This window comes from Stenotrophomonas sp. GD03819 (genome assembly GCF_029841665.1).
GTDB lineage: Bacteria > Pseudomonadota > Gammaproteobacteria > Xanthomonadales > Xanthomonadaceae > Stenotrophomonas > Stenotrophomonas geniculata.
This window is the reverse complement of the sequence record NZ_JAOCEW010000008.1, coordinates 24,569-47,404: the sequence shown is the minus strand read 5'-3', so window position 1 is coordinate 47,404 and position 22,836 is coordinate 24,569. Positions and strand designations below refer to the sequence as shown.

At 62.4% G+C, this 22,836-nt stretch carries 21 protein-coding genes; 8 read left to right on the top strand and 13 right to left on the bottom strand.

Annotation, left to right across the window (positions count from 1 at the left end):
- Positions 1 to 4: 4 nt before the first annotated feature.
- The 3 genes from N5D45_RS06605 to N5D45_RS06595 all read right to left on the bottom strand — a co-directional run bounded on the left by N5D45_RS06605 (position 5) and on the right by N5D45_RS06595 (position 2,927).
- Entirely contained in the window at positions 5 to 709 is a 705-nt protein-coding gene (locus N5D45_RS06605) for a DUF5710 domain-containing protein (protein WP_279938620.1), read from the bottom strand.
- Positions 709 to 1,116, bottom strand: coding sequence for a carboxypeptidase-like regulatory domain-containing protein (locus N5D45_RS06600; RefSeq protein WP_176698898.1), 408 nt, complete (start codon positions 1,114 to 1,116; stop codon positions 709 to 711). The genes N5D45_RS06605 and N5D45_RS06600 overlap by 1 nt, the downstream gene beginning before the upstream one ends.
- 101 nt (positions 1,117 to 1,217) lie before the next feature.
- Positions 1,218 to 2,927, bottom strand: a complete 1,710-nt coding sequence (locus N5D45_RS06595) for a YadA-like family protein (RefSeq protein ID WP_004149671.1) — start codon at positions 2,925 to 2,927, stop codon at positions 1,218 to 1,220.
- 366 nt (positions 2,928 to 3,293) lie between these two features.
- Here N5D45_RS06595 and N5D45_RS06590 point away from each other — a divergent pair, with 366 nt between their 5' ends.
- Positions 3,294 to 3,800, top strand: a complete 507-nt coding sequence (locus N5D45_RS06590) for a hypothetical protein (RefSeq protein WP_141650978.1) — start codon at positions 3,294 to 3,296, stop codon at positions 3,798 to 3,800.
- Between the two features lie 29 nt (positions 3,801 to 3,829).
- On the opposite strand, the gene N5D45_RS06585 is transcribed toward N5D45_RS06590, so the two are convergent.
- Complete coding sequence (locus N5D45_RS06585) at positions 3,830 to 5,932, bottom strand: type 4 pilus major pilin (RefSeq protein WP_180863359.1); 2,103 nt, start codon at positions 5,930 to 5,932, stop codon at positions 3,830 to 3,832.
- Between the two features lie 766 nt (positions 5,933 to 6,698).
- Here N5D45_RS06585 and N5D45_RS06580 point away from each other — a divergent pair.
- Positions 6,699 to 7,976, top strand: coding sequence for an O-antigen ligase family protein (locus N5D45_RS06580; RefSeq protein ID WP_043396651.1), 1,278 nt, complete (start codon positions 6,699 to 6,701; stop codon positions 7,974 to 7,976).
- The gene (locus N5D45_RS06575; RefSeq protein ID WP_164190997.1) at positions 7,976 to 8,968 is read left to right on the top strand and encodes a glycosyltransferase; all 993 of its coding nucleotides are present in this window, start codon (positions 7,976 to 7,978) and stop codon (positions 8,966 to 8,968) included. Before N5D45_RS06580 ends, N5D45_RS06575 begins: the two co-directional genes overlap by 1 nt.
- 30 nt (positions 8,969 to 8,998) lie before the next feature.
- On the opposite strand, the gene N5D45_RS06570 is transcribed toward N5D45_RS06575, so the two are convergent.
- Positions 8,999 to 9,391, bottom strand: a complete 393-nt coding sequence (locus N5D45_RS06570) for a barstar family protein (RefSeq protein WP_049451902.1) — start codon at positions 9,389 to 9,391, stop codon at positions 8,999 to 9,001.
- A gap of 282 nt (positions 9,392 to 9,673) precedes the next feature.
- On the opposite strand from N5D45_RS06570, the gene N5D45_RS06565 reads away from it, so the two are divergent.
- From N5D45_RS06565 to N5D45_RS06555, 3 genes are all read left to right on the top strand, one after another.
- The gene (locus tag N5D45_RS06565) at positions 9,674 to 11,896 is read left to right on the top strand and encodes a methyl-accepting chemotaxis protein (RefSeq protein ID WP_228355155.1); all 2,223 of its coding nucleotides are present in this window, start codon (positions 9,674 to 9,676) and stop codon (positions 11,894 to 11,896) included.
- 166 nt (positions 11,897 to 12,062) lie between these two features.
- A complete protein-coding gene (locus N5D45_RS06560) occupies positions 12,063 to 12,431 on the top strand; it encodes a glycine zipper 2TM domain-containing protein (protein WP_005415760.1) in 369 nt (122 codons plus the stop codon).
- 145 nt (positions 12,432 to 12,576) lie between these two features.
- Entirely contained in the window at positions 12,577 to 13,947 is a 1,371-nt protein-coding gene (locus N5D45_RS06555) for a hypothetical protein (protein ID WP_043396641.1), read from the top strand.
- Positions 13,948 to 13,991: 44 nt separating this feature from the next.
- On the opposite strand, the gene N5D45_RS06550 is transcribed toward N5D45_RS06555, so the two are convergent.
- From N5D45_RS06550 to N5D45_RS06530, 5 genes are all read right to left on the bottom strand, one after another.
- Entirely contained in the window at positions 13,992 to 15,119 is a 1,128-nt protein-coding gene (locus N5D45_RS06550; protein WP_164191005.1) for an ABC transporter permease, read from the bottom strand.
- Positions 15,116 to 16,303, bottom strand: a complete 1,188-nt coding sequence (locus N5D45_RS06545; RefSeq protein WP_197656408.1) for an ABC transporter permease — start codon at positions 16,301 to 16,303, stop codon at positions 15,116 to 15,118. The genes N5D45_RS06550 and N5D45_RS06545 overlap by 4 nt, the downstream gene beginning before the upstream one ends.
- Complete coding sequence (locus tag N5D45_RS06540) at positions 16,288 to 17,301, bottom strand: efflux RND transporter periplasmic adaptor subunit (RefSeq protein WP_010483213.1); 1,014 nt, start codon at positions 17,299 to 17,301, stop codon at positions 16,288 to 16,290. The genes N5D45_RS06545 and N5D45_RS06540 overlap by 16 nt, the downstream gene beginning before the upstream one ends.
- Positions 17,294 to 18,700, bottom strand: a complete 1,407-nt coding sequence (locus tag N5D45_RS06535) for a TolC family protein (RefSeq protein ID WP_228355157.1) — start codon at positions 18,698 to 18,700, stop codon at positions 17,294 to 17,296. The genes N5D45_RS06540 and N5D45_RS06535 overlap by 8 nt, the downstream gene beginning before the upstream one ends.
- A 78-nt stretch (positions 18,701 to 18,778) precedes the next feature.
- A complete protein-coding gene (locus tag N5D45_RS06530) occupies positions 18,779 to 19,672 on the bottom strand; it encodes a LysR family transcriptional regulator ArgP (RefSeq protein WP_010483208.1) in 894 nt (297 codons plus the stop codon).
- 104 nt (positions 19,673 to 19,776) lie between these two features.
- On the opposite strand from N5D45_RS06530, the gene N5D45_RS06525 reads away from it, so the two are divergent.
- Both N5D45_RS06525 and N5D45_RS06520 read left to right on the top strand, forming a co-directional pair.
- Complete coding sequence (locus N5D45_RS06525) at positions 19,777 to 20,397, top strand: LysE/ArgO family amino acid transporter (protein WP_279938619.1); 621 nt, start codon at positions 19,777 to 19,779, stop codon at positions 20,395 to 20,397.
- 175 nt (positions 20,398 to 20,572) lie between these two features.
- Positions 20,573 to 21,241: a hypothetical protein gene (locus N5D45_RS06520; protein ID WP_010483204.1), complete on the top strand. Its 669-nt coding sequence runs from the start codon at positions 20,573 to 20,575 to the stop codon at positions 21,239 to 21,241.
- Here the strand turns inward: N5D45_RS06520 and map are convergent.
- The 3 genes from map to N5D45_RS06505 all read right to left on the bottom strand — a co-directional run bounded on the left by map (position 21,238) and on the right by N5D45_RS06505 (position 22,671).
- The gene (map, locus tag N5D45_RS06515) at positions 21,238 to 22,020 is read right to left on the bottom strand and encodes a type I methionyl aminopeptidase (protein WP_029550766.1); all 783 of its coding nucleotides are present in this window, start codon (positions 22,018 to 22,020) and stop codon (positions 21,238 to 21,240) included. The two genes, N5D45_RS06520 and map, sit on opposite strands and share 4 nt — an antisense overlap.
- A gap of 10 nt (positions 22,021 to 22,030) precedes the next feature.
- On the bottom strand, positions 22,031 to 22,243 hold the full coding sequence (locus tag N5D45_RS06510; RefSeq protein ID WP_005412680.1) for a ParD-like family protein: 213 nt from the start codon (positions 22,241 to 22,243) through the stop codon (positions 22,031 to 22,033).
- A gap of 68 nt (positions 22,244 to 22,311) precedes the next feature.
- Complete coding sequence (locus N5D45_RS06505; protein WP_043396624.1) at positions 22,312 to 22,671, bottom strand: VOC family protein; 360 nt, start codon at positions 22,669 to 22,671, stop codon at positions 22,312 to 22,314.
- Positions 22,672 to 22,836: the final 165 nt, after the last annotated feature.

The window sequence follows — 22,836 nt, the reverse complement described above, 5'->3', positions numbered from 1 at the left end:
GCCGTCAACTGTCCCCCTGAGCGTCCGAGACATGCGCGGGAGCAACCCGTTCCCGACGCGCCAACCGAATGCCGTTGTTGGTCAACAACGACAAATCCAGCGACCACTTTTGATGGTTGGCCGACCGTTGCGCCCACAAGCCGAAAGTTTCAACGATGTGTTGATCTAAAAATACATCGTCCGTTGATGTGACCTTGCGGAAGTGTTGGCGAACAATATCCTCTTCACCGACAAGTTTGGAGTAGCCGTAGTTTGTTGCCTTGACGCAAAGAGGACACGCGCTCACCAAGCGTTTTAAAATCTGAGTCTTACTTGAATCGCAGTAATCCCAACGCAAAATCACATCCAAGAACTCTTCCCGTTTGGGGTCTTGTTGTGCGCCGCAGATTTCACACTTGTGCTCAGAGCGCAAAAGCAATCCCGCGTTCAATCGTTTCCAATCGCTGGGATCGATGTTTGGTCGAAGTTTGTGGAACCAGCACGACATGGGAACCAAATGGATGTACAAATGGTTTCCACCGAAAGTGCGGTCTTCACCCTCAAGATCGGTAATGGGATTGGGGTTGGTGACGGGGGCGAAGTGGAGCTTCATGGAGTCGATCACGGGCTGTTGATCGGCGAACCACGTTTTACAGTCTCGGTCGAAACGTGCTCCTAAATCATATGCTTTATCCTTTTCGCTGAAAGGGACGTTGAAGTATTGAACCATTACCCCTCCTTATTGGATAACCATGTGATTGTTTGTCGTTCACTTCGTGGCCCTCTCCAAATCCAGGAGTAGAGAACGCTTGGTGAGTCGGCGCGCAAGGGCTCTCCAACGAAGTTTTGGCGGTGCGTCTGTCCTAACAGGACACGGCCGGTATACGACGTAGCAGCGTGCGACACGGTGTACTCACCGTCCGGACGCAGATTGTTGAAGTGGTAGCGTCCTTTGTTGTTGGTTCGACGTTCAATCAGTCTGTTGGTGTCGTGGTGGTAGGCCCGCACCACAGCGCCGGCAATCGGCTTGCCCTGACCGTCCACAACTACGCCTGTGATATCGGATGCAAGAACGTGTGCGGCTTGCGCCGAAGCTGCAGACAGCATAAGCGCCAGCGTAAGAATTATTGTTTTCATCATAAGTAATCTCCTTTTGTTCTAAGAAAAAAGTAGGGGCGCCTTTCGGCGCCCCCTTTGGTACTGCCGAGTTGTACGCGGGGGTCACCCGCAAGGGTTGATCAATCAAAAACGAACGATGCGCCCACACCGCCACCGAAACCGGCTCCACCGCTTCCACCGGTCAAGCCACCGTTAAACCGGATGCGCTCGTTGTACTGAGTGCTGAACCCAACGGCGATAGCTTGCTCAGAACGATAGAAGCCCGCGCCAACGTTGATCGAGACCTTGCCGATCGGCAGGTTTTGGCTGGACATTGCCATCTGAGACATCGCCATCGATTGCGCCCCAAGACTGTTGATGCGCTTGTCTTGCTGCGAGATGCGCCGGTTGGTGTCTTCCCAACGATCGTTCCAGCGGTTTTCCATATCCCACAACTGCCCACCGTTCACCGCGTCTGTGGATCCTTGAGCAATACGCCCCGAAGCAACGCCACTCACGCGGGTGGATCCACCGGAAGCGCTTTGCAGCGTGGCTATGGATTTGCTTTCGTCGTCGTATTTCACAGCCAACGGATCGGTAGAACCGTCAATTCCGTCCTTGCCATCCCGACCAGCCAAACCAGTTTCGCCGCGATCGCCTTTGTCGCCCTTATCGCCTTTGGGTCCGGCAACCCCGTCAACACCGTCACGGCCGGGTGTGCCAGGCACTCCGGGATCGCCTTTATCACCTTTCGGACCTGGCGTTCCTGCTCCGCCATTGGGTTTGTTTTCAACAGCCGTCAAGCGGCCGTCCAGGCCCACCAAGGCGTCGTGAACGTTGCCGTAGGTTGACCCGCCCAGGTTCACGCTCCAGCCGTTGTAAACGCCGTTGGTGAAGCCAGCAGTGCCGCCAAGTGATTGGCTTACAGCAGACAATTGGCCGAGGTTTACTGCGTCGGTGCTGCTAATTCCATTTGACACATATAACAAACGTTTTGTGCCGTTTGCGCGTTCATTGCCGAACGACACAGTGTTGGCTTCATTACACTCAGAATAGTTTCCGAGTGACACGCAAGGGCCGTTGACCTGGGTGTTGTTGCCCAATCCCAAACCGCCAGTACCGACAGCGTTTCCGAAGTGGCCAACCAAGGTGCTGTTTGTTCCGCTGGCTTGATTGTACGTGCCGGCCAACAGATTGGCACTGGCCGTTTCGGTAGTACGATTCTCGTACCCCAGAATGTAGTTCCTGTTTCCGCGCTCGTAGTTCGATATGCCGAATACTGCGCCTCCATTTTCCGAAAGAATGAAGTTGTTTGTTCCTGCGATGAAGCCGCTGTGACCATTATTGCTTGATCCATAAACCACTGCGTTTCCGTACAGCCCGTTATCCGTGCCGTACCCGGTTGCTCCATTGCTAGAGGCGTCACTGACATTTCGATCACCTGACACGAAGACATTTTGTCCTCGCAGAGTATTTTCACGGCCCGATACGAAAATGTTGGTTCCATCAAAGACACGGTTTGATATTCCTGATGCGTACAAGCCGTATCCTTGCAAGTAATTGAAATTTCCAAGCGCGGTGTTTCGCGTGAGTCCGTACATGATCGATGGATCTGGAACAACTGTTGACGACCAAATACTTGTGTTACCAAAACCATTAAGATTGTTTTGAACTCCGCTATTGTTGTTGTCATACCCAATCAATATGGTTCCGGACGCGTACCCCGGTGAGTCATCGGTGGAACTATTTCCTCCACCGAGGTTGATTGTGGACTGGGCAAGCGCCGGTCCGCTCAATGCTGTAGCAATGCAAAGAGCTATTAAAATAAATGAATTCTTGCGGCGTTTCATTGAGCCTCCTTTGGGTTAATGGTGAATTTAGGAAAACAGACATTGCAGCTTTGTCAAGGCCCATTATCAGAAGATGCTGTTTCTTTTCCATTACTGAATCTAAAAAGTGACTCGGCTAGTCCAATACCGACGGAGATAGTCCACTATCGACAGCTTTTGTCAGCACGTTTTCCAAATAAAAAGCCCCCATTGTGGGGGCTTGCCTGAGCAGCGAAGGGGGTGGGCGCTGCCGGCACATTCAAACTAGCAAATCAAAATGAATAATCAAGCTTGATGTATTGACTAAATTGGATTTTTTGTTAACCCAAATATATCTCTTCCATATTTGGGGAAACTATGAAGCTAATTGTGTCAACAAGTCTTGTAATGGCATTGAGTGTGGCGTCCATCATGCACTGCCAAGCCCGCGAAAAAATTGAGACCATCCATTCTGAGCCCAATCAAGAACTCAGTGAATTTCTTAAAGTGGTCGGGGCCAAGCTTCGGACATATACAGACAGGACCGGTCATGAAGCTTGCGCGGCCATAGCAATCGACAAAACCAATGCGTACAGCGTTCAAGTCTTTACTGATGGGGTGTCCATTGGATGCACGATCAACACAGCGGACATTGAACCTCAAACGTCATTTACGGGTGAAATCATTCATTCGCATCCAACCCAAAAAATTCTCACAATAGGATCGGCTGAGCGCAATTGGGCAAGTGAACACCGCCACTCCATTGGATCCACAACGGTGCGCAATGACGGCACCTCTGGCTTCTCCAAAGTCGATTACCAGTATCCGGGTGTGAGTTGGTTGGTTGCTGGCCGCAATTTGTTGCGAAAAGACGAACGAGGTAAGACACAAAAAGTGAGCGAAATTGAACGATAAAAGAAAGGGGCCATTTGGCCCCTTTTCTTCTAGTTGCACGTGTATTCGTGCAGTTCCATGCGGGCACCGTCACCATCCCAACCCATCATCATGTAGCTGTAAACAACCACACTGGCGTTGTTCAATTTTTGACACGAGCATTGCGCGGGCCATGCCATGGGTGCGCCCCCAATAGCGCTCATACTCTTTCCGTAGTTTTGCGAGGTGAGTGTGTTGAGGCAGGCCGTTACTTCGGGTGTGATTGTTCCCGAACGCTTGAACGCTATGGGGCCGTAATATTCAGGCGCCCATGTTGCGTCGCCAAAGTTCTCACTCATATTGGGATTGCGGATACACAATCCAGCGTTGTACGACTGATTGCCGTATGTGGACATCATGGTTGGGATATCACACGGCACCGCCCATCCAAAGCCACCCTCACCAGCTCGCGCCCAGGCGCCACGAATGGTGCGAGCGGGCAGGGGCGTTGGGTAGGTATCGGCGTTGACACAGGTGTTAACTGCATTGCGTGTGGCCCCCGTGTCCGCCCATCCGGTCCATTCGCCGTATTGCGGGGAAGGAGATGTTGTCTGACCAACAGCGCAGGAATAGCTCACCGTGCGGGTGCGGGTTTGGCGCTTCTCATACGTGTTCTGACCGCTTTGGCCACTGGGGCAGCCAACGTTTACACCCACCCACTGTTCTTGAGCTTCTGATGTCGATGCAGGGCAACCGCTGCAATTCTCAGTCAGCCCAATGGTGCCAGTTTCCCGCCATGCTGATGTGGTTTCAGTTCGCCCAGGTGTCGTGTGCCCTGCCGAAGAATTGCAGGCATACGAAACGCCCACGGTCTGAGTAAAGACCGCTTGCCACGTGCGTGTACCAAACGTTCCAGCAGGGCAGGAGCCCGAGCGGGGTTCTGTGCGGGTCAATGTCGTGGAGGTGTCAGCGGGGCATGCGTTGCATTGACCGACAACCGTAGACGCATTCAATTCCCACACGCCACTCCACACAGGAGCAGATGTTGCGTTGGTGCATCGGGAGAATTGCTGTTCAACACCATTGCGCTCGCCATATGTGCGAATAGGACAGGCAACTGCTGTGGCGCGTTGCATGCGTCCAGGCGCGCAGCAGGTGCCCGTTGTTGTGCACGACGCGCTGCATGTGTTTGTCATTGTCTGCCACTCACCCCATTCTTTTGTTCCATCCGCTTTGCAATTGCGGTAGCGCTCACGAATGATGTTTCCGCCTTGACCGGCAGGACAGGCAGTCGTTTCCATGCCTTTGTCCGTTGCAGGGTCAAATTCGCACGTTCTTTGAGGTGGAGTCGGATCGATGCAATTCCGAGTAACAAGCGTCCACGCTCCCCATTGTTGACTTGGACACGCGCGGGTACGTCCCTCAACAACAAATCCAATTTGATCGCTTGGACAGTTCGATACACGCTGCTCGGTGATTGGCGTGCAAATGGCTTGTGGGACTTGGGGATCAATGACGGGTATAGGCGCAGCATTGGCCGCACATGTGTTGCTTGTGGTCACCCACGATGTCCATTGGCGACTAGGGCAGGTCGTCGCAGGGCATGTGGCGTTGCGCCGTTGGGTAATAGAACCGCTGGCGTTGTCCGCGCAGGCTAAAGTTTGGGTTTCAATCGTAGGCGAACACTCACAAGCCAACATGTCTGTTGCTTGAGTCGAAACATTCTTGTTGGTGTAGCGAAACAGAACTTCATTGCGATCACGTGTGGCGCATTGCGTTGCCAACAAGTCCTCACGCAATTTGGAGTAGGGCTTTTGTACCTCAATACTGTTGATGCGGACAAAATCCGCCGAGCGGGCCAATGCTGTTGCCAGCTTCACGCACGAGCCACTTGGTACGGCCTGATAAATCAGGTCAATTGAGTCGTTGTTTCCAAAAGCTGTACCGGGTTGCACAACGGCCGAGGCGCCAATGCTTGATGGCGTGTCCAATGTGTCGTTGCGCACAATGAATTTTGAGTTGTACGTGCTTTCAAGGGTCGCCGTGGACAAGCCGGCGTACGAGGGTTGCAGTACGTAGAGATCCGTCAGCGATTGGACGATTTGTCCTGCACGTGTTTGTTCTGTGCGGACCGCAGCCATTGAAGCTGATGGCTTGAACAACTTATAGGTCATTGCCCCCAGTCCGACAATGAGCGCCATAACCAGGGTCAATTCAAATAAATTAAAGCCTCTTTGTGTCATTGCGCCCTCATAAAAATAATTTCAATTGAAATCACATTACGAGGCTTTTTACTTTTGGCAAGCTGATTCAATTGGGCGCATTAAACAATTGATCGTTTCTGCGTCAACGATTAAACGTCCGCATGGTCACCCGAGCGACCAAAGGGAGTTTGCTGTGTCCACGGGAAAGTGGCCTTTGAGGGGTTAAGAAAGAGCCTGGGGCGTCTTAAGACAGGTTGGGACACAAGGCGGCAGAAAGTGTGTCCATCGTGTGTCCATGGGTTGTTTAGCTGGACACAAGGTCAGCGAAAGCCTTACAGTTCAAGGGCTTTGAGGATATACGCAACCACACGCGAATAGTGCTTCATCAGCGGGGTGTGGTCCTTGGACGCCTTGGCGTTGCTGGTGTTGTCTTTTGTATCAGTCACTTGGGGCGTTTCGCGTCTTGGCAGGGCGTCGGGGCGTGGCCACGCGCAGGCATGGCCGGAGAGATCGTTAGTGTAGCGACCTGGGGCGGTCGATGATCCCGACCGGAAGCCCAGAGACAAGGGCGGTTGCCCGCGACTGTCCGTACGCCAACGCAGGCCCCCGTACACCTGCGGTTTGGTTGATTTCCACGGGGCCCCACGGTAGTGTCAGCCCCGGCGATTTCCGCCAAGCGGCCTCCATGGAAACCGGGGCGACTCATCCCGGGCGGGCGTTGATGGAAAGAACAAGCATGACTGCAGCCTGCATGGCCGCCGAACCTCGTTACACCTGGCGTACCGTCCTGCTGAGCATCCTGGTCGCCATCGTTCCGCTTGCCGGCTCCGCACCCTACACCTTGCTGAAGGCGGTGCTGCTGCTGGCCCTGCTGGTCACCGGCGTGGTTCTGATCCGCCGCCAGCCCGATGTCCGCCTGCGCTACCGCATCGCCCGGTTCATCGTGATCGTCTGCTTCCTGCGCCTGGCCTATGCCTTCTACAGCATCCTCTGGCACGGGCTGCGCTGGAACGAACTGGACCTTCCGGCACAGACACTGCTCTACCTGGGCACCGCTGCGGTGTTCGCCACTGCGCTGGACTGGCGCCTGATCTGGAAGATCTTCGCCCTGTCCACCCTGGTCTTCGGCGGGTCGTGCATCGTGCAGCACCACGTGATGGGCCTTGAACGCGCGCACGGTTTCAGTGGCGGCGAATGGACGGCCATCGAGTTCACCATGGTGACGCTGTGCATGGCGCTGTTCTCGGTCATCCGGTTGATCCAGCCCAATGTCCACCCGGCCGAACGCTGGCTGCACGGCGTGGCCATCGCCGTCGGCGTCTATGGTTCGATCCTGGCGCAGAGCCGCGGGCCGATCCTGGCGTTCATTCCCGCCATGCTGATGGTGATTGCGGTGCACGTCCGTCGCACCCGGCGCTGGCGGGGGGCACTGGCCTTCGTCGGTGCCCTGGTCATTGGCGTGGTCGGCGCCACCTCGGTGCTGAACCATGAGGTGATCCAGCGCTTCGGTGAGGTCAGTGGCGAGATCTCCGGTTTCAACCAGGAAAACGAGGTCGGCTCGGTCCGCGAGCGCATCGCCATGTGGGGCGTGGCGGTCGACGCCTTCGCCGAGCATCCCGTGGCGGGGGTGGGCCTGAACCAGTTCGGTACCTATGCACGTGAGGGCATCGCCCGCGGCGAGGTGTCCGAGTCGATCTTCCGCTACAACCACCCACACAACGAGTACCTGGAAGCGGCGGTGACCGGTGGCGTGCCGTTGCTGCTGATCATGCTGCTGGTCTTCATCCTGCCCGGCATCCATTTCGTGCGACGTCTCGGCCACGCCGACGACATCACCGCGATGATCGCCACCGCCGGACTTGCCGTGGTCATCGTCTATGCGCTTTCGGCGTTCACGGACAACGTGTTCTACCGGGCGATGCCGCATTCGTTCTATTTCTACCTGGTGCTGGGTTTCATGCTGGCGACCGCCTTGCCGGCGCGTGACCTGCTCCGGCCAGGGAGTCCCTCCTGATGGCGCATATCCATCTGCTGGCCGCCGACAACCAGCGTGGGCTGTCCCATGACATCCAGGTGATCGAGCGCTCGTTGCAGCAGCTCGGGCACACGGTGACGGTCAGCCGCCTGGACGCGGTCCGCAATGGTGGCGCCTGGAAACTCCGCGGAATGCGCCTGCGCAGGCTGCTGGCCTCGTGGCTGAGCCTGGGGCGCACGCCGGCCCGGTTCGACGTCAACATCTCGCTGGAACATGTCCGGCCGGCGAGCTTCGGACTGGCCAACGTCAATCTGTTGATCCCGAATCCGGAATGGGTGTCCGCACGCAGCCTGCGGATCCTGCCGCGGTTCGATGCGTTGCTGACCAAGACCGAAGAAGCCACGCGCATCTTCAACGCGCTGGGCATGCGCGCGCTGGAAGTCGGTTTCTGCAGCCGTGACCGCTACGACCCGGCAGTGCCGCGCAGGCCGCGCAGCTTCCTGCATGCGGCCGGTACCAGCCGTATGAAGGGAACGGCTGCACTCGTCAATGTCTGGAAACGGCACCCCGAATGGCCCTTGCTGACCATCCTGCGCGGCGGCCCTTCGGACGAAGATGAGGGCGGTGCCGCGAACCTGAGAATCGTCCGCGAGCGGCTGCCCGACCAGGAGGTGCAGCGCCTGCAGAACGAACATGCGTTCCACCTGTGCCTGTCGCAGACCGAAGGCTGGGGCCACTATCTGGTGGAAGCGATGAGCTGCGGGGCGGTGGTGATCACCTGTGACGGCGCGCCGATGAATCAGATGATCGACGACAGCCGCGGCATCCTGGTTGCCGCGCACGAGGGCGAGCCCTGCCATCTGTCCAGGACCTGGCATGTGGATGAGAAGGCGCTGGAACAGGCCGTCGAGCGCGCGCTGGCGATGGATGAGGCCGAGTGGACCCGGCTGGGCGCCAATGCACGCGCATGGCACCTGGCCAGCGAGGTGGCGTTCCCGCGCCGTCTGGGCGATGCCCTGGCCGAGCTCTGAGCTGATGTGGGGCTGGTCGCTGCAGCCCGCTCAGCCAGGCACCAGGGTGATCTGCGGATGGCTGCCGAAGATCTCCATGACGATCTCGAAGTAGGTCTGTCCCTGGCCAAGCGCCAGTGCCGTCAACTGAGCGTGGATGGCCGCACCGTTGAACCTGCCGCCCTGAGCGAGTTTCGATTGCAGCCAGGCGCGCGTGGTCTCGCGGCCCAGTGCATCGCGGCTGTGGGCGATGTCACGCCACACCACCGTGGCGATGGCATGGCCTGCGAGAGCGCCGTAGCCGCCGTGAAGCAGGTCATCAAGCGCATCCAGGCTTGCGCCCAGTTGCCAGTCTTCGTCGGCCATGAACACGCGATTGATTTCCACGTAGAGGCTGGCGATGTCGTTGATGGACGCGCCTTCGATGTGCAGGATCCGTGTCATCTGCAGACTGTAGCCCTCCCGGGCGGCGGTTGTGTCCGGCGCAGATAATCCAGGGCCGCTTCGGATGGAGTTGGCATGATTATGGTGTTAAACCTGCGTGATTTTCATCGGGCGCTGGCGTGTCAGCGGTATTCGATAATGATATGGCGCCATTATCTGTCGCCTTGTTTTCTGACTGCCTGCACAGTTCCATATATTTGGATCGGTCCATATATAAAGTCCCGTAAAGTTTCCCTTCGCTGCGCCGCCATCGAACGTACGGCCACGATCAAGGGAATTGAGATGCTTGCCTTACGTAATCTCCGTGTGGGATCCCGGCTTGGCGCCGGCTTCGGTCTGCTGCTGCTGTTCATCATGGCCATCGTTGGCCTGGTGCTGTATGGGAATCAGCGGAAATCCGCCCAGTTCGAGAAAGTGGTGGACGTCAACATGGTCAAGATGCGTTTGTTGAATGACATGCTTGATACCAACAACGCGGTGCTGATGCATCGCCGCCTGATGGTGATCAAGCGGGGTGATGAGTTCGACAGGGATTACCAGCATGCCCAGGAGTTGTCGCGGACCTATGACGGTATCTGGGCCAAGTACATCAAGATTCCGCGTGACGCCACCGGCGATACCCTGGTCGCGCGCATCGAGGCGGCACGAAAGGCCACCGATGCATCAACCCAGCAACTGCATGAGCGCATGAAGGTGGGGGATTTTGATGGGGCAGCGAAGGAGCTGCTGGCCGAGCACGGTCTGGCAACGGCCTGGAATGAATCCATCTCGGCCCTGCTGCGCCACCAGGAAACACTGACCGAACGCAGCCGCGAAGAGTACCGCGCAACCGAATCGTGGACCGGCACGCTGTCGATCGCGTTCGGGGCACTGAGCCTGCTGCTGGGCACGTTGGCGGCCTGGGCGATCACCCGCAGCCTGACCCGTCCGCTGGAAGGCGCGGTGAAGCTGGCCGACGGCATCGCCAGTGGCCGCCTGGACAGCAGCATCGACGCCACCGGCAACGACGAGGTGACCCAGCTGCTGAAGTCGATGCAGCGCATGCAGGCACAGCTGCAGTCGGTGATGGCGGCACAGGGCGAGCTGGCACGCCAGCACGATGCCGGCAGCCTCAGCTACCGCATGGACGAGAGCGCATTCCCCGGCGACTACGGGCGCATGGTGCATGAGACCAATGCGCTGGTTGGATCGCACGTGCAGGTACAGAACCGGCTGATCGAGGTGATGAAGCACTACGCACGCGGCGATCTGTCGGTGGACATGGACCCGCTGCCCGGCGAGAAGGCGGCGATCACCCAGGCGATGGACGAAACCAAGTCCAGCCTGTCGGCGATCAACAGCGAGATCCGCCGGCTGGCGACGGCGGCCGCGGCAGGCGACTTCAGCCTGCGCGGTGATGAAGATCGCTTCGCCTACGATTTCCGCGACATGGTGGCAGGGCTCAATCGCCTGATGCAGACCACCGACGAGAACCTGGTGCAGGTCTCGACCCTGCTGCAGGCCATCTCGCGCGGCGACCTGACCGTGCGCATGCAGGGGGATTTCCACGGCGTGTTCGCGCGCATGCGTGATGACTGCAACGCCACCGTCGATCAGCTCAAGCAGATCGTGGGCCGTATCCAGGCCAGTGCTTCCAGCATCAACCTGGCAGCGGGCGAGATCGCCTCGGGCAACACCGACCTGTCGCGGCGTACCGAACAGCAGGCGGCGAACCTGGAAGAAACGGCAGCGTCGATGGAAGAACTGACCTCTACCGTGAAGCAGAACGCCGAGCATGCACGCCAGGCCAACCAGCTGGCCATCGGCGCGCATGGTGTTGCCTCGCAGGGCGGTGAAGTGGTCGGGCAGGTGGTCACCACGATGTCGGCCATCGAAGCCGCGTCGAAGAAGATCGCCGAGATCATCTCGGTCATCGATGGCATCGCCTTCCAGACCAATATCCTCGCGTTGAACGCGGCGGTCGAAGCTGCGCGTGCTGGCGAGCAGGGCAGAGGCTTTGCAGTGGTGGCCAGCGAAGTGCGTACGCTGGCGCAGCGCTCGGCGGGCGCGGCCAAGGAGATCAAGGGCCTGATCGAGGATTCGGTCGGCAAGGTCGCAGACGGCTCGGCGCTGGTCCGCCAGGCCGGCACCACGATGGGCGAGATCGTGGCCTCGGTGCAGCGCGTGACCGACATCATGGCCGATATCTCTGCTGCCTCCCAGGAGCAGAGCTCGGGCATCGAACAGGTCAACCAGGCGGTGGTGCAGATGGATGAGACCACCCAGCAGAATGCCGCGCTGGTCGAAGAAGCCAGTGCCGCAGCGCGCTCGATGGAGGAGCAGGCGAACCTGCTGGCCGAAGCCGTGTCGGTGTTCCGCACGGGGGCGGTGACCGCCGCCGCCGCAGTACGCCCGGCGCTGGCAGCCGTGGCGGCATCGGTTGCGCCGGTACGCCGGCCTGCGGTGCTGTCGCCGCGGCTTGAGCCGACGCTGGCCGCCAATGCGGGTGGTTGGGAAGAGTTCTAGCAGAGGGCAATGCCGGCAGGGAGACGGCGCCCATCGCGACGGCTGGTCGCGATGGGCGAGGATCTTCTTCCTGAACGTGCGATGGCCGATGAAGTGGCGGACACGCGCATTTCACTTCCGGTTGCCAACCGCGGGAGGACACTGATGCCATACCGGAACTCAGGAGATGGCCATGAAGACCTCGACCCGATTGCTTGTGCTGGGCACCCTGCTGGCGGCTTCGTCGGTGGCCGGCGCGCAGACCTACGGGCCGCGCGATGAGGGACGCAAGTTCAATGACGGCAGCCGCGTGGTCTGCAAGAACGTGGAAGTGCAGCGTAATTCGCGCGATCCCAACCGCATCGCCGGTACCGCCACTGGCGCCGTGATTGGTGGCCTGCTGGGCAACCAGGTGGGCGGTGGCAACGGCAAGAAGCTGGCCACCGTGGCCGGTGCCGTAGCGGGCGGCGCTGCCGGCCGCCAGATCCAGGGCAACAGCCAGCAGAAGAACGGCGACCGCGTGGTCGAGCGCCGCTGCGAACGCGTTTACCGCTGACCGATGATGCCCACAGCGTAATCCCCCTTCCGCAACGCAGTTCCTCGAACGCCGGCCTCGTGCCGGCGTTCCTCGTTGTGGGGCCCCGTATCGCCGGCCGCTGTGTCGCGCCTATACTGCGCCGACCTCCAAGGATGAATGCCCTGTGAACGAATTGCCCGTCGCAGAGTCGCACGTGCCCGTTGCCGAGCCCGGACCCGAGGCGAGCACGCGCTTCGGTCGGCTGCGCGAGCGTACCGATGAGTTGGAACTGTTCATTTCCGGCCTGCTGGCGTTCGCACTGTTGGCGGTGCCTGGCTACCTGTTCGATGCGTGGGCGCGCAGCAGCCTGCACACGGAAGGCATGTACTTCCAGGTGCTGTGGTTTGGTTTCAGCATCAGCGTGGGCATGTGTTACGTGCTGGCGGTAGCGCTGATCGCGCACCTGACCGTGCGCGGGTACTGGATAGGCCTGATCGGGCTGAAATCGCACTTTCCCAAGGGCATCGACTGGGAACGGCTGCCGCAGATGGGCCCGGTATCGCGCGCTTTCCTCAAGGCGCGCGACGGTGGCCTGGACGGCAGCATCGAACGCGCTGATCGTTTGGCCACCATGCTCTTCTCCACCACGCTGCTGGCGGTACAGACGCTGGCCGGCACCCTGGTGATGGCCGTGCTGACGTTGTGCGTGGCGATGGCGATCAGTGCGCTTGCCGGTGGTTCCGATCGTGTGGCCATGATCGTGGTCGGTACCGTGCTGGCCAGCCTGCTTGTACTCGCACTGGTTCCTGCACTGCTGGAGCGTGTCATTGCGCGCCGGCAGCGGCGCGACCAGCCCTATGACGGCGTGCAGCGGTGGCTGCAGCGCTTCCTGGCGGGCCTGCAACGGATTCCCCTGCTGCGCCTGATGCAGACCATGCAGTTGACCCTGCAGAGCAACCTGCGCTCGCGTTCGTTCATGGCGGTCTATCTGCTGGCGGTGATGGTGGCCATGGTGCTGGGCGGGGTGCAGGTGCTGGGTTCGGTGAAGTTCTCGCTGTTCAACCGCTACCAGGTGATGACCGACGAGGCCGTCGAACACGGCATGTTGAGCGCGCATTACGAATCGATGCGTTCGGCGCACGATCAGCTGCTGCCGTACCCGATGATCCCGTCGGACACTATCAGTGGTTCACGCCTGCGTGTGTTCATTCCACACCGCCCCCAGCGCGACAACCCGCTGGCGCGCCAGCACTGCACCGCCTTGCCCGCCGCACGCAATGAAGCGACTGGCGCAAAGGCTGCCAGCGCAGCGGTGGAGTGCCTGTCCCGGTTGTGGCGGGTGCAGCTGGATGGCACGCCGGTTGACCTGCACGCCTTCATGCCGATGGAGCGCCGCGATCTCGACATGCGTGGCCTGGTGGGCTATCTGCCCATGGCGACGCTGGCACCGGGTCGCCATGACCTGAGCCTGGTCTGGAATGCCGAAGGGGGCGAACGCGGCCCGGAGCGACGCCGCGAGTACCGCATCCCGTTCTGGTACGCGCCCGACCCCTGAAAAGGGGGCGGAGGGGATTGAGCCGCATCCCCCGACCTTGCCGTTTACGACTCAATCCCCTTCGTCCCCTTTTTTTCGAGGAGGCGCCAGGCGGCGAGGCTGCCGTAGAGCAGCAGCAGGACGGTGAGAGTGATCAGTTCGTGGCCGACTTCAGCCAGGCGGGCGTCCATCTGGTTCAGGCGCACCATCAGGTTGATGCCCGAGGTGGTCGGCAGCAGCTGCGCCAGCCAGACCAGCGGTTGCGGCGTCATCACCGCCGGCCACGACAGGTTGGCCAGGAAAAACAGTGGGATCGAGGTGGCGATGATGTACTGGAAGGCGCGTTCGCGGGTGCGGAAGAAGCTGCCGACGAACAGGCCGAACGCCACCGTGGCGGCGATGAACAGCGGGCCGCCCAACAACTGGCCCAGTGGATTGCCGCCGCGCGGATAGTCCTGCACCCACGCGGTGAAGCCGGCGTACCAGAACAGACCGAACAGGCCGATCAGGCTGAAGCCCAATGCCATGCCCGCCAGCGTTGGCAGGTCGAAGCGCAGGCGCCGGCCCAGCGCGAGTCGGCGGCCACCGAGCAGCACGCCGATGCCCATCAACAGGGTCTGGTGAACGATCAGCTCGGCCACGCCGGGCACGATGGCGCTGCCATAGCCTTCCTGCGTGTTGTACAGCGGGCGCTGCACCAGGGTGACCGGCGGTGCCTGCGGTGCGCCCATGAAGGCCGCCTGGCCGACTACCGCCTCACGCCCGAACGCGCCCAGTGCATCGGCCACGCTGCCCAGCACCCAGCTGGCACGGCCCAGGTAGGCGCCGTTGCCGAGCAGCACCAGCTTGGCCGGATGGCCGCGCAGGATGTCGCGTTCCAGGTTGGCCGGGATCAGTACGATGCCCTCGGCGTGGCCGGCTTCCAGCTGCTGGCGTGCACTGTCGATGTCTGCCGGTTGCCCGACCACGCGTGCAACGCGGAGTGCATCGAGCTTTCGCAGCAGCGCGCGGCTGGTCGCGCTGTGGTCTTCGTCCACCACCAGCACCGGCAGGTTGCCGGCCACCTGGTGGCGGTACGCGGCCGGGTAGAAGAACGAATACAGGATCACCGCGCCGACCATCACCACGATCGCGTAGCGGTCGCACAGGACCGCCATCAGGGTCTGCCGGAGGCTGCGCCACAGTGCGCTCATGCGTCGCCCCCCGCCGGCTGTGCGGCTTCTGGGGTACGCGCGAAGGCGATCAGGCGCAGGCCGCCGATGCCGCCAGCCACCACTGACATCAACAACAGCGTGGTCAGCGGCCATATCGAAACCTGCAGCGGCGAACCGATGAACTGCTGCTGGGTCTGCAGCTTGATGTAGGCGCTGAGTGGCAGCAACTGATGCCAGATACGGGTGAACAGGGGGCCATCCAGCACCGGGAAGGTGGCGCTGGAGAATGCCAGTGCGGTGCCGATGCTGAGGCCGACCGCGGACAGCGCGGTACCCATGTCGCGGGTGACGCCGACGAAGAACAACGCGTAGGCGGCCGTGGCCAGGTAGAACAGTGGCTGTGCGAGCAGCAGCACGAGCGCGCTGCCGGCCACACCATCGCCGCGCAGGCAGGCCAGGTACCCAATGCCGAGCGCGCCATACAACGAGAACAGCAGAGTGTACGGCGCGACCTTGCCGGCAATCGCCGACCACGGCGTGCGACCCAGCCAGGCGGGCAGGGTGCCGTCGCGGATCTCGCGGCCAAGGCTGCCGGCTACGGCCAGCGCCAGTACCAGCGACAGCACCGCCGGGAAGATCAGTGGCAGCAGGAACAGTTCGTAGCTGCGTGCCGGGTTGTACAGGATGTCCGACTGCACCGCGATCGGCGCCGCACGCAGCTTGCCCGGGCCGACCTGCAGGCCGATGCGCTCGCGCAGCAGGCCCGCGTTCCAGGCCGCGACCGCATCGCCGATATCGCGTGCCGCCGACTGGCCGGTGGTCATGTAGGTGGCGTTGTAATAGGCGAACACCGTGCCCTGGCGCCCGCGCAGCGCCTGGCGGGTGACATCACGCGGCACCAGTACGATGGCGAACACATCCAGGCGGCGCAGCTGCGAACGGGCGTCTTCCATGTCCACGGGCTGGCTGGCGATGCGCACGCCCGGGCTGGCATCGAGCATGCGCAGCAGCAGGCGGCTGTCACTGCTGTGGTCGAGGTCGACCACAGCAATGGGGATATCGCGCATCACCGACGGCGTGAACATCCACGCCATCACTGCCAGCATCAGCAGGGGCAGCAGGGTCACCAGCAGCAGGTCGGCACGGTTACCGCGCAGCGACTGCAGCTCGCGCCGCCACGAAGCGGCGAAGCCGTTGCGGTCGGGGCTCAGTGCTGGGGCCATGCGAACAGCACGCTCATGCCGGGGCGGAAGCCCTCGATGCGGCGTACCGGGCGCACCCGCACCTCGAAGCTGCGGACGTCGTAGCCGGACGACTGGCGGGTGGTGCGCCAGGTTGCATAGTCGCCGGCCGGATTGATGAAGTAGACCTCGAACTCACCGTCCTGGTTGAGTGCCGGCACGCTGCCCTGCAGCTTGCTGCCGACCTTCAGGCCCTGCATCTGCGATTCGCGCAGGTTCATCGCCACCCACATGCGGTCGATGTCGACCAGGGTGAACACGGGATAGCCGGCTGGCACCAGCTCGCCCGGGTCGGCCATGCGCTTGTTGATCTCGCCGGCCACCGGCGCGCGCCCTTCGACTTCGACACGCGCAGCGTTGACTTCGGCCACCGCGCCCTGTGCCTGCTGCACCTGGCCCTGCGCGGCGCGCTTGTCCTGCTCGCGTGCGCCGGCCAGCGCCATGTCGTACTGCGCACGGGCGGCACGGGCCAGTTCACGCGAACTGGTGGCCTGGGCATGCGCTTCATCGCGCTTCTGCCGGGTCATCACCCCTTCGTTGAACAGGTTCTGCACGCGCTGGTAGGTGGCCTCGGCCAGCGTCGCACCAGCTTCGGCGCGCTTCCAGTTGGCTTCGGCGGCGCGGATGTCCTCGCTGCGCGCGCCTTCGTCGGCCTTGTCGGCCACCGCCTGCGCGGCGGCCAATGCGCCATGCGCCTGCTGTTCCTTGGCGGCCACTTCGGGGCTGTCGAGCAGGAACAGCACCTGGCCGGGCTGTACACGGTCGCCCTCGCGCACCTTCAGTTCGGCCACGCGCGCGGTGATCTTGGCGGCCACGTTGATGGTGTCCGCATCGGCCATGCCCTGGATCTGGTCGGCCGGGCTGCGCCAGGCCAGCCACAGGCCGAGCACCACCACGATCAGCAGCACCACTATCAGGATCGGGCCCAAGCGGCGCTTGCCGGGGGGCGTTTTCGCTTCGTCGTGCAGCACATCACTCATGGTCGATCACCTCGTCCGCACGCCGCCGGAACTCTTCGAAACGGTCCATCTGTCCACTGACCTCCAGCAACTGTGCCAGCGCAATATCGTATTGGTAGGCGGCCTGCGCACGCTCGACACGGGCACCGCCCAGGCCGAGCCGCGCGTCGATTACATCAAGCGAAGTCGCCTGGCCTTCGCGGAACGCCAGCTCCTGCAGGCGCAGGTTTTCCTGTGCCTGGGCGATGCTGCTGTCGAGCAGTACGAACTGCTGTCGCGCGGTTTCCAGTTCGTTCCAGGCCTTGCGCACGCCCAGTGCGACCTGGTTTTCGGCCTCGCGCAGGCCGGCTTCGGCCTGCTCCTGCTGCGCGCGCGCAGCGCTGATCTGCGCCGGCCGCGAGTTCGGCGACAGGAAGGTGTACTTCAGGCCGATGCCGAACGCCCAGTCCGGGTCGGTCAGCATTTCGTCGCGGCGGCGGAAGTCGTACTGGCCGAAGGCGAAGATCTGCGGTTTCAGCTTGGCCTGCTGCACGCGCACGCCCTGTTCGGCCTGCGCCACCATCGCCCGCAGGCGTGCGATCTGCGGCTGGCGCGCCTGCGCGGTGCGCTCGAAGCTGGCCACCGGCTCCAGCGGCACGCGCTGCACGAACAACGGCGATACGGGCTGTACTTCGCCACCACTGCGCAGCAGCGTGGCCAGCGCAGCCTTCAACGTGGCCAGATCGTTCACCGTCTTCTGGTACTCACGCTCGGCCTTGTCGCGGGCCACGGTGGCCTGCAGGCGCTGAGCACGGGTGGCGAAGCCCTCGCGCTCCAGCTTCTCCGCATCGGACAGATGTTGGTTGAGGCCATCGCGCACGTCGCGGCGTACGTCCACTGCCTGCTCGGCCAGGCGCTGGCCAAAGTAGGCCTGGGCCAGCTGCACGGTCAGCGATTGGCGCTGTGCTTCGCGTTCGGCACTGGCCTGTTCGTGGGCGGCGCTGGCGGCACGTTGTGCGGCCGGAATCACGCCGCCGGTGTACAGCGGCAGCACAGCCGTCACCACCGGTCGCGTTCTCCAGTCGCGCTCGGTGAACGACAGCGGCGAATCGATGCCGAAGGCTTCAGCCACGGGGGCCAGCGAGCCCAGTGGCAGGGTGAGGGTCTTCTGGAACTGCAGGCGGCGCACTTCGCCGGTGATCTCCGGCAGGCGCAGCAGGCGGGTCGCGTCCTGCAGGTCCTGCTTGTTGCGTACCGCTGCGTCAGCGGCCGCCAGTGCATCGGAGACCTGCTCCAGGCGTTGCCGCGCCTGTTCCCAGTCCAATGCAGGTGCGTCGGTGTTGTTCTGCGCGTACGCAGCGAATGGCAGGCAGGTCGCCAGCGCCAGCGCCAGCGCGGGCTTCGCGCGGTGCATCCTTGTACGTCGGCCGATCACGCCCATGCCGTCCCAGTGGTGAAGAAGTGCGCAAACGGTAGTGCGCGCGGCGTGAAGCCCGGGTCTGCGGTCATCGGATTGTCCTCAACGAAGGGTGCCGCTGGCCGCAGTGCGCAGCGCCTGGGTGATGTGCTGCAGCGTGCTTGAACGCACGGCGGCATGCTGCCAGTACAGCGGCACATCGAGCCAGCGGCGGGGTTCCAGTACCACCACGCGGCCGGCGCGCACGGCGGGTGCGACCAGCGTTTCCGGGGCCATGCCCCAGCCGAGTCCGCACGCGGCGGCTTCGACGAAACCGGTGGAGGAGGGCAGGTAGTGTAGCGGTGGCTGCAGCCGCGCGCGGGTCAGGCGCCGCACGAAGCGCCATTGCAGTTCATCCTTGCGGTTGAACACCAACATGGGGGCGTGCGCCAGGGCCGCGGCCTGCATGCCGTCACTGAAGTACTGGCGGGCGAAGCCGGGCGAGGCGATGGCGTGGTAGCGCATCGCGCCGAGCGGGTGTACGTTGCAGCCCTTCACCGGCTGTCCTTCGGCGGTCACTGCACCCAGCACACTGCCGTCGCGCAGCAGCTGCAGGGTGTGGTCCTGGTCGTCCATGCGCAGGTCGAACAGGTAGCCATGGCGTTGGTGCAGGTCGGCGATGGCCGGCACGAACCAGGTATCGAGCGAGTCGTCGTTGACCGCCAAGGGGATCGGCGTACGTGCGGCGTCGCTGCCGCGTTCGGGCAGCAGTTCGGCCACTGCCTCGGCCTCCAGTGCCTGCATCGGCCGGACGCGGCGCAGCAGTGCCTCACCGGCGGCGGTGGGCCGGCACGGTGCCTGGCGCACCACCAGCACCTGGCCAAGCCGGTCCTCCAGGGCCTTGATCCGCTGCGACAGTGCCGACGGACTGATCGACAGCCGGCGCGCCGCAGCCTCGAAGCTGCCTTCTTCCAGCACTGCGGCAAATGCGGACAGTTGCGGATGTACCAGGTCCACCAGCACCTCTTCAGTATTTCTGCACAGGATAAAGAATAATCAGTTTGTCTTAACGTGTCCGTTGGCCGCACCCTGCGCGTCCCCCCGCTGCCTGGCCTGTCCTGATGTGGATCGCCGCTACCGCCGCCGGCCTGTTCGCAGGTGCCGGCCTGATCATCGCCATCGGCGCGCAGAACGCCTTCGTGCTGCGCCAGGGTCTGCAGCAGCGTCATGTGGGGAGGGTGGTGCTGGCCTGCGCCGGTGCGGACATCGCGCTGATACTGGCCGGTGTCGGCGGCATGGGGGCGCTGGTGCTGCAGTGGCCGCTGCTGCTGCAGGTGCTGCGTTTCGGTGGTGCGGCCTTCCTGCTCTGGTATGGCCTGCAGGCGGGATTGCGCGCGTGGCGCGGTGGCAGTGCGCTGGCCGCCGCCGAGGCGCAGGGCGGCAGTGGGCGCCAGGTGCTGCTGACCTGCCTGGCCTTCACCCTGCTCAACCCGCACGTCTATCTGGATACGGTGGTACTGCTGGGCAGTCTGTCCACGCGCTACCCGGGCGATCTGCGCTGGGCCTTCGCCGCCGGTGCGTGCGTGGCCAGCGTGGCCTGGTTCTGTTCTCTTGGTTATGGCGCGCGCCTGTTGCAGCCGGTGTTCCGCAGATCGGGCGCCTGGCGGATGCTGGACGCCGGCGTGGCGGTTTTCATGTTCTGCCTGGCCACGCTGCTGCCGTTGCGTCCTTTATCGCCATGAGTGCGTGACGCACGCCGGTGTTGCGTATGTGTTCCACCGATACAGTTCACGTGGCCGGATACAGCGCGGATAATGCGCGCCTGGTCGCGACCCCGCCGCGCATGCCGTTGTTCGGCAGCCCCCCGGTCGCCTGTGTTCTCGTTGTACGACCGCCACGGTGCGGCATCGGTGTTGCATGAAAGACAATCTACAGCTGCTCCTGTCCCACCTGGGGCGCACCTCCCTGTTCGGCCTGATGATGGCGCTTCCGCCTGCGTTGGCCTGGCTCGACATCCATTGGCTGGGCAATGCCGTCGGCGAGTGGTCGCTGGTCGAACTGACCCAGGAAGGCTTCCTGGTCGCCAGCGTGGCTGCCTTCGTCCGGCTTGCGTTGCGGCGTGCCGATGATCGGGCCTTTGCCGTGCTGGCGGCAGCGCTGTTCGCCTGCATGCTCCTGCGTGAGATGGATGAGGCGCTGGACCTGATCGCACACGGCTTCTGGAAGTATCCGGTGGGTGTGCTGATCATCGGCTCACTGGCCTGGGCCAGCCGCGACTGGCGCCGGGCCATGCAGGCGCTGGTGCGTTTTCTCGTATCCCGGCCGGGTACCGTGATGACGATTGGTCTGGTCCTGCTGCTGTTCTATTCGCGCCTGATCGGCATGACGTCGTTGTGGACCGGACTGTTGGGTGATCAGTACATCCGTGTGTTCAAGAACACCATCGAGGAGACCACCGAGCTTCTTGGTTACACCTTCATTCTCGCAGCCAGCGTCGGCTATGTGGCACATCGGGTGCGCGAGCCGCTGACGGCGCGCAAGCGCACCGTGCATGAGGACGCCGGGATGCAGCAACGGCCACTCTAGGCGCCATCCACCGCGCATAACGGCGTCTCGCCGGGGCGCAGGGTCAGTACGCGCACGCCGCTGCGGGTGACTGCCACGGTGTGTTCGAACTGCGCCGACAGCTTGCCGTCGCGCGTGTAGACCGGCCATGCGTCCGGCTGCTGGCGGATGGCCGGCTTGCCCTGATTGAGCATCGGCTCGATGGTGAACACCATGCCTTCTTCCAGCACCATGCCGGTGTGGGGATGGCCGTAGTGCAGGATCTGCGGTTCCTCGTGCATTTCCTGGCCGATGCCATGGCCGCAGTATTCCTTCACTACGCTGTAGCCGTGGCTGCGCGCGTGGCGGGCGATGGCGTGGCCGATGTCGCCCAGGCGTGCGCCGGGGCGCACCGCGGCGATGCCTTTCCACATCGCCTGGTAGGTGGTCTGCACCAGCCGGCGCGCGGCGTAGTCGACCTCACCGACCAGGTAGGTGGTGCTGGAGTCGGCGATGTAGCCGTTCTTCTCCAGGGTGATGTCGAGGTTGACGATCTGACCGTTGTGCAGCACGTCGGTGGTGCTGGGCACGCCGTGGCAGATGACGTTGTCGATCGAGGTATTGAGCACGTACGGGAAGCCGTACTGGCCCTTGCTGGCCGGCCGCGCCTGCAGCTCATCGACGATCATGCGTTCGACGAAATCGTTGATCTCCATCGTGCTGCGGCCCTGCAGCGGCAGCTGGTCGAGTGCGGCGAACACCTGCGCCAGCAGGCGACCCGATTCGGCCATCAGCGCGATCTCGTCGGGGCGCTTGATGATGCCCATCGGCTCAGACCTGGCCCGGGGGCAGCAACGGTGGCTGCACGCCGGCCGCGCGCAGCTCGCTGGCGACGATGTCCTGGAAACTCAGCGTAGGGTTCAGCTCGCACAGCATGCCGACCCGGATCCAGAAGTTGGCCTGGGCGTTGATCGAACGGCTGGAGACGGTGCAGGCACGGCGCAGCTGGTCGTGCAGGGTGTCATCGATGTTGACGATGCCCATGGGCGGTCCTGGAGGGTTCAATATACGAAGCGTATATGTTTCGTATATCCCTCTCAAGCCGGTGTCGTTCAGTCCACGTGGGTGGCAAAGCGCAGCCGGTTGCCGTCCGGGTCGCGCAGCAGCATCTCGCGGCTGCCCCACTCGGTGTCATGCGGCGGCTGTTCGATCGGCACGTTGGCGGCGCTGAAGGCGCGGTGCAGGTTGTCGACGTCGTCGACGATGAAATACACCGCGCCGCCGACCTCGCAGTCGCCGCTATGTTCGGTGAGGAAGATCGTCTGGCCGTCGCGGGTGAGCTGGGCGAACAGCGGGAAGCCGGGTTCGAAGCGGTGTTCCCAGTCGACCACGAATCCCAGCCCCTGCACGTAGAACGGCAGGGTGGTGTCGGCGTGGCGCATGCGCAGCTGCGGGATGACGGTCTGGGGCATGGCGAGGGCTCCGAGGTGGGAACCCAGTGTAGAGCCGAGCCATGCTCGGCTGCTGTTCGCGGTGCCCGCAGTCGAGCATGGCTTGACTCTACAGAAGGCGCCAGCCGAGCGTGGGCTCGGCTCTACCCGGCTCTGGTAGTTGCCAACCTTGGTTGGCATTGCCGG

What these genes read in the sequence shown, in the direction of transcription:
- N5D45_RS06605 (WP_279938620.1), bottom strand. Translation starts at nt 709, where the DNA reads ATGGTTCAATACTTCAACGTCCCTTTCAGCGAAAAGGATAAAGCATAT.
- N5D45_RS06600 (WP_176698898.1), bottom strand. Translation starts at nt 1,116, where the DNA reads ATGAAAACAATAATTCTTACGCTGGCGCTTATGCTGTCTGCAGCTTCG.
- N5D45_RS06595 (WP_004149671.1), bottom strand. Translation starts at nt 2,927, where the DNA reads ATGAAACGCCGCAAGAATTCATTTATTTTAATAGCTCTTTGCATTGCT.
- N5D45_RS06590 (WP_141650978.1), top strand. Translation starts at nt 3,294, where the DNA reads ATGGCATTGAGTGTGGCGTCCATCATGCACTGCCAAGCCCGCGAAAAA.
- N5D45_RS06585 (WP_180863359.1), bottom strand. Translation starts at nt 5,932, where the DNA reads ATGACCTATAAGTTGTTCAAGCCATCAGCTTCAATGGCTGCGGTCCGC.
- N5D45_RS06580 (WP_043396651.1), top strand. Translation starts at nt 6,699, where the DNA reads ATGACTGCAGCCTGCATGGCCGCCGAACCTCGTTACACCTGGCGTACC.
- N5D45_RS06575 (WP_164190997.1), top strand. Translation starts at nt 7,976, where the DNA reads ATGGCGCATATCCATCTGCTGGCCGCCGACAACCAGCGTGGGCTGTCC.
- N5D45_RS06570 (WP_049451902.1), bottom strand. Translation starts at nt 9,391, where the DNA reads ATGACACGGATCCTGCACATCGAAGGCGCGTCCATCAACGACATCGCC.
- N5D45_RS06565 (WP_228355155.1), top strand. Translation starts at nt 9,674, where the DNA reads ATGCTTGCCTTACGTAATCTCCGTGTGGGATCCCGGCTTGGCGCCGGC.
- N5D45_RS06560 (WP_005415760.1), top strand. Translation starts at nt 12,063, where the DNA reads ATGGCCATGAAGACCTCGACCCGATTGCTTGTGCTGGGCACCCTGCTG.
- N5D45_RS06550 (WP_164191005.1), bottom strand. Translation starts at nt 15,119, where the DNA reads ATGAGCGCACTGTGGCGCAGCCTCCGGCAGACCCTGATGGCGGTCCTG.
- N5D45_RS06545 (WP_197656408.1), bottom strand. Translation starts at nt 16,303, where the DNA reads ATGGCCCCAGCACTGAGCCCCGACCGCAACGGCTTCGCCGCTTCGTGG.
- N5D45_RS06540 (WP_010483213.1), bottom strand. Translation starts at nt 17,301, where the DNA reads ATGAGTGATGTGCTGCACGACGAAGCGAAAACGCCCCCCGGCAAGCGC.
- N5D45_RS06535 (WP_228355157.1), bottom strand. Translation starts at nt 18,700, where the DNA reads ATGGGCGTGATCGGCCGACGTACAAGGATGCACCGCGCGAAGCCCGCG.
- N5D45_RS06525 (WP_279938619.1), top strand. Translation starts at nt 19,777, where the DNA reads ATGTGGATCGCCGCTACCGCCGCCGGCCTGTTCGCAGGTGCCGGCCTG.
- N5D45_RS06520 (WP_010483204.1), top strand. Translation starts at nt 20,573, where the DNA reads ATGAAAGACAATCTACAGCTGCTCCTGTCCCACCTGGGGCGCACCTCC.
- N5D45_RS06510 (WP_005412680.1), bottom strand. Translation starts at nt 22,243, where the DNA reads ATGGGCATCGTCAACATCGATGACACCCTGCACGACCAGCTGCGCCGT.
- N5D45_RS06505 (WP_043396624.1), bottom strand. Translation starts at nt 22,671, where the DNA reads ATGCCCCAGACCGTCATCCCGCAGCTGCGCATGCGCCACGCCGACACC.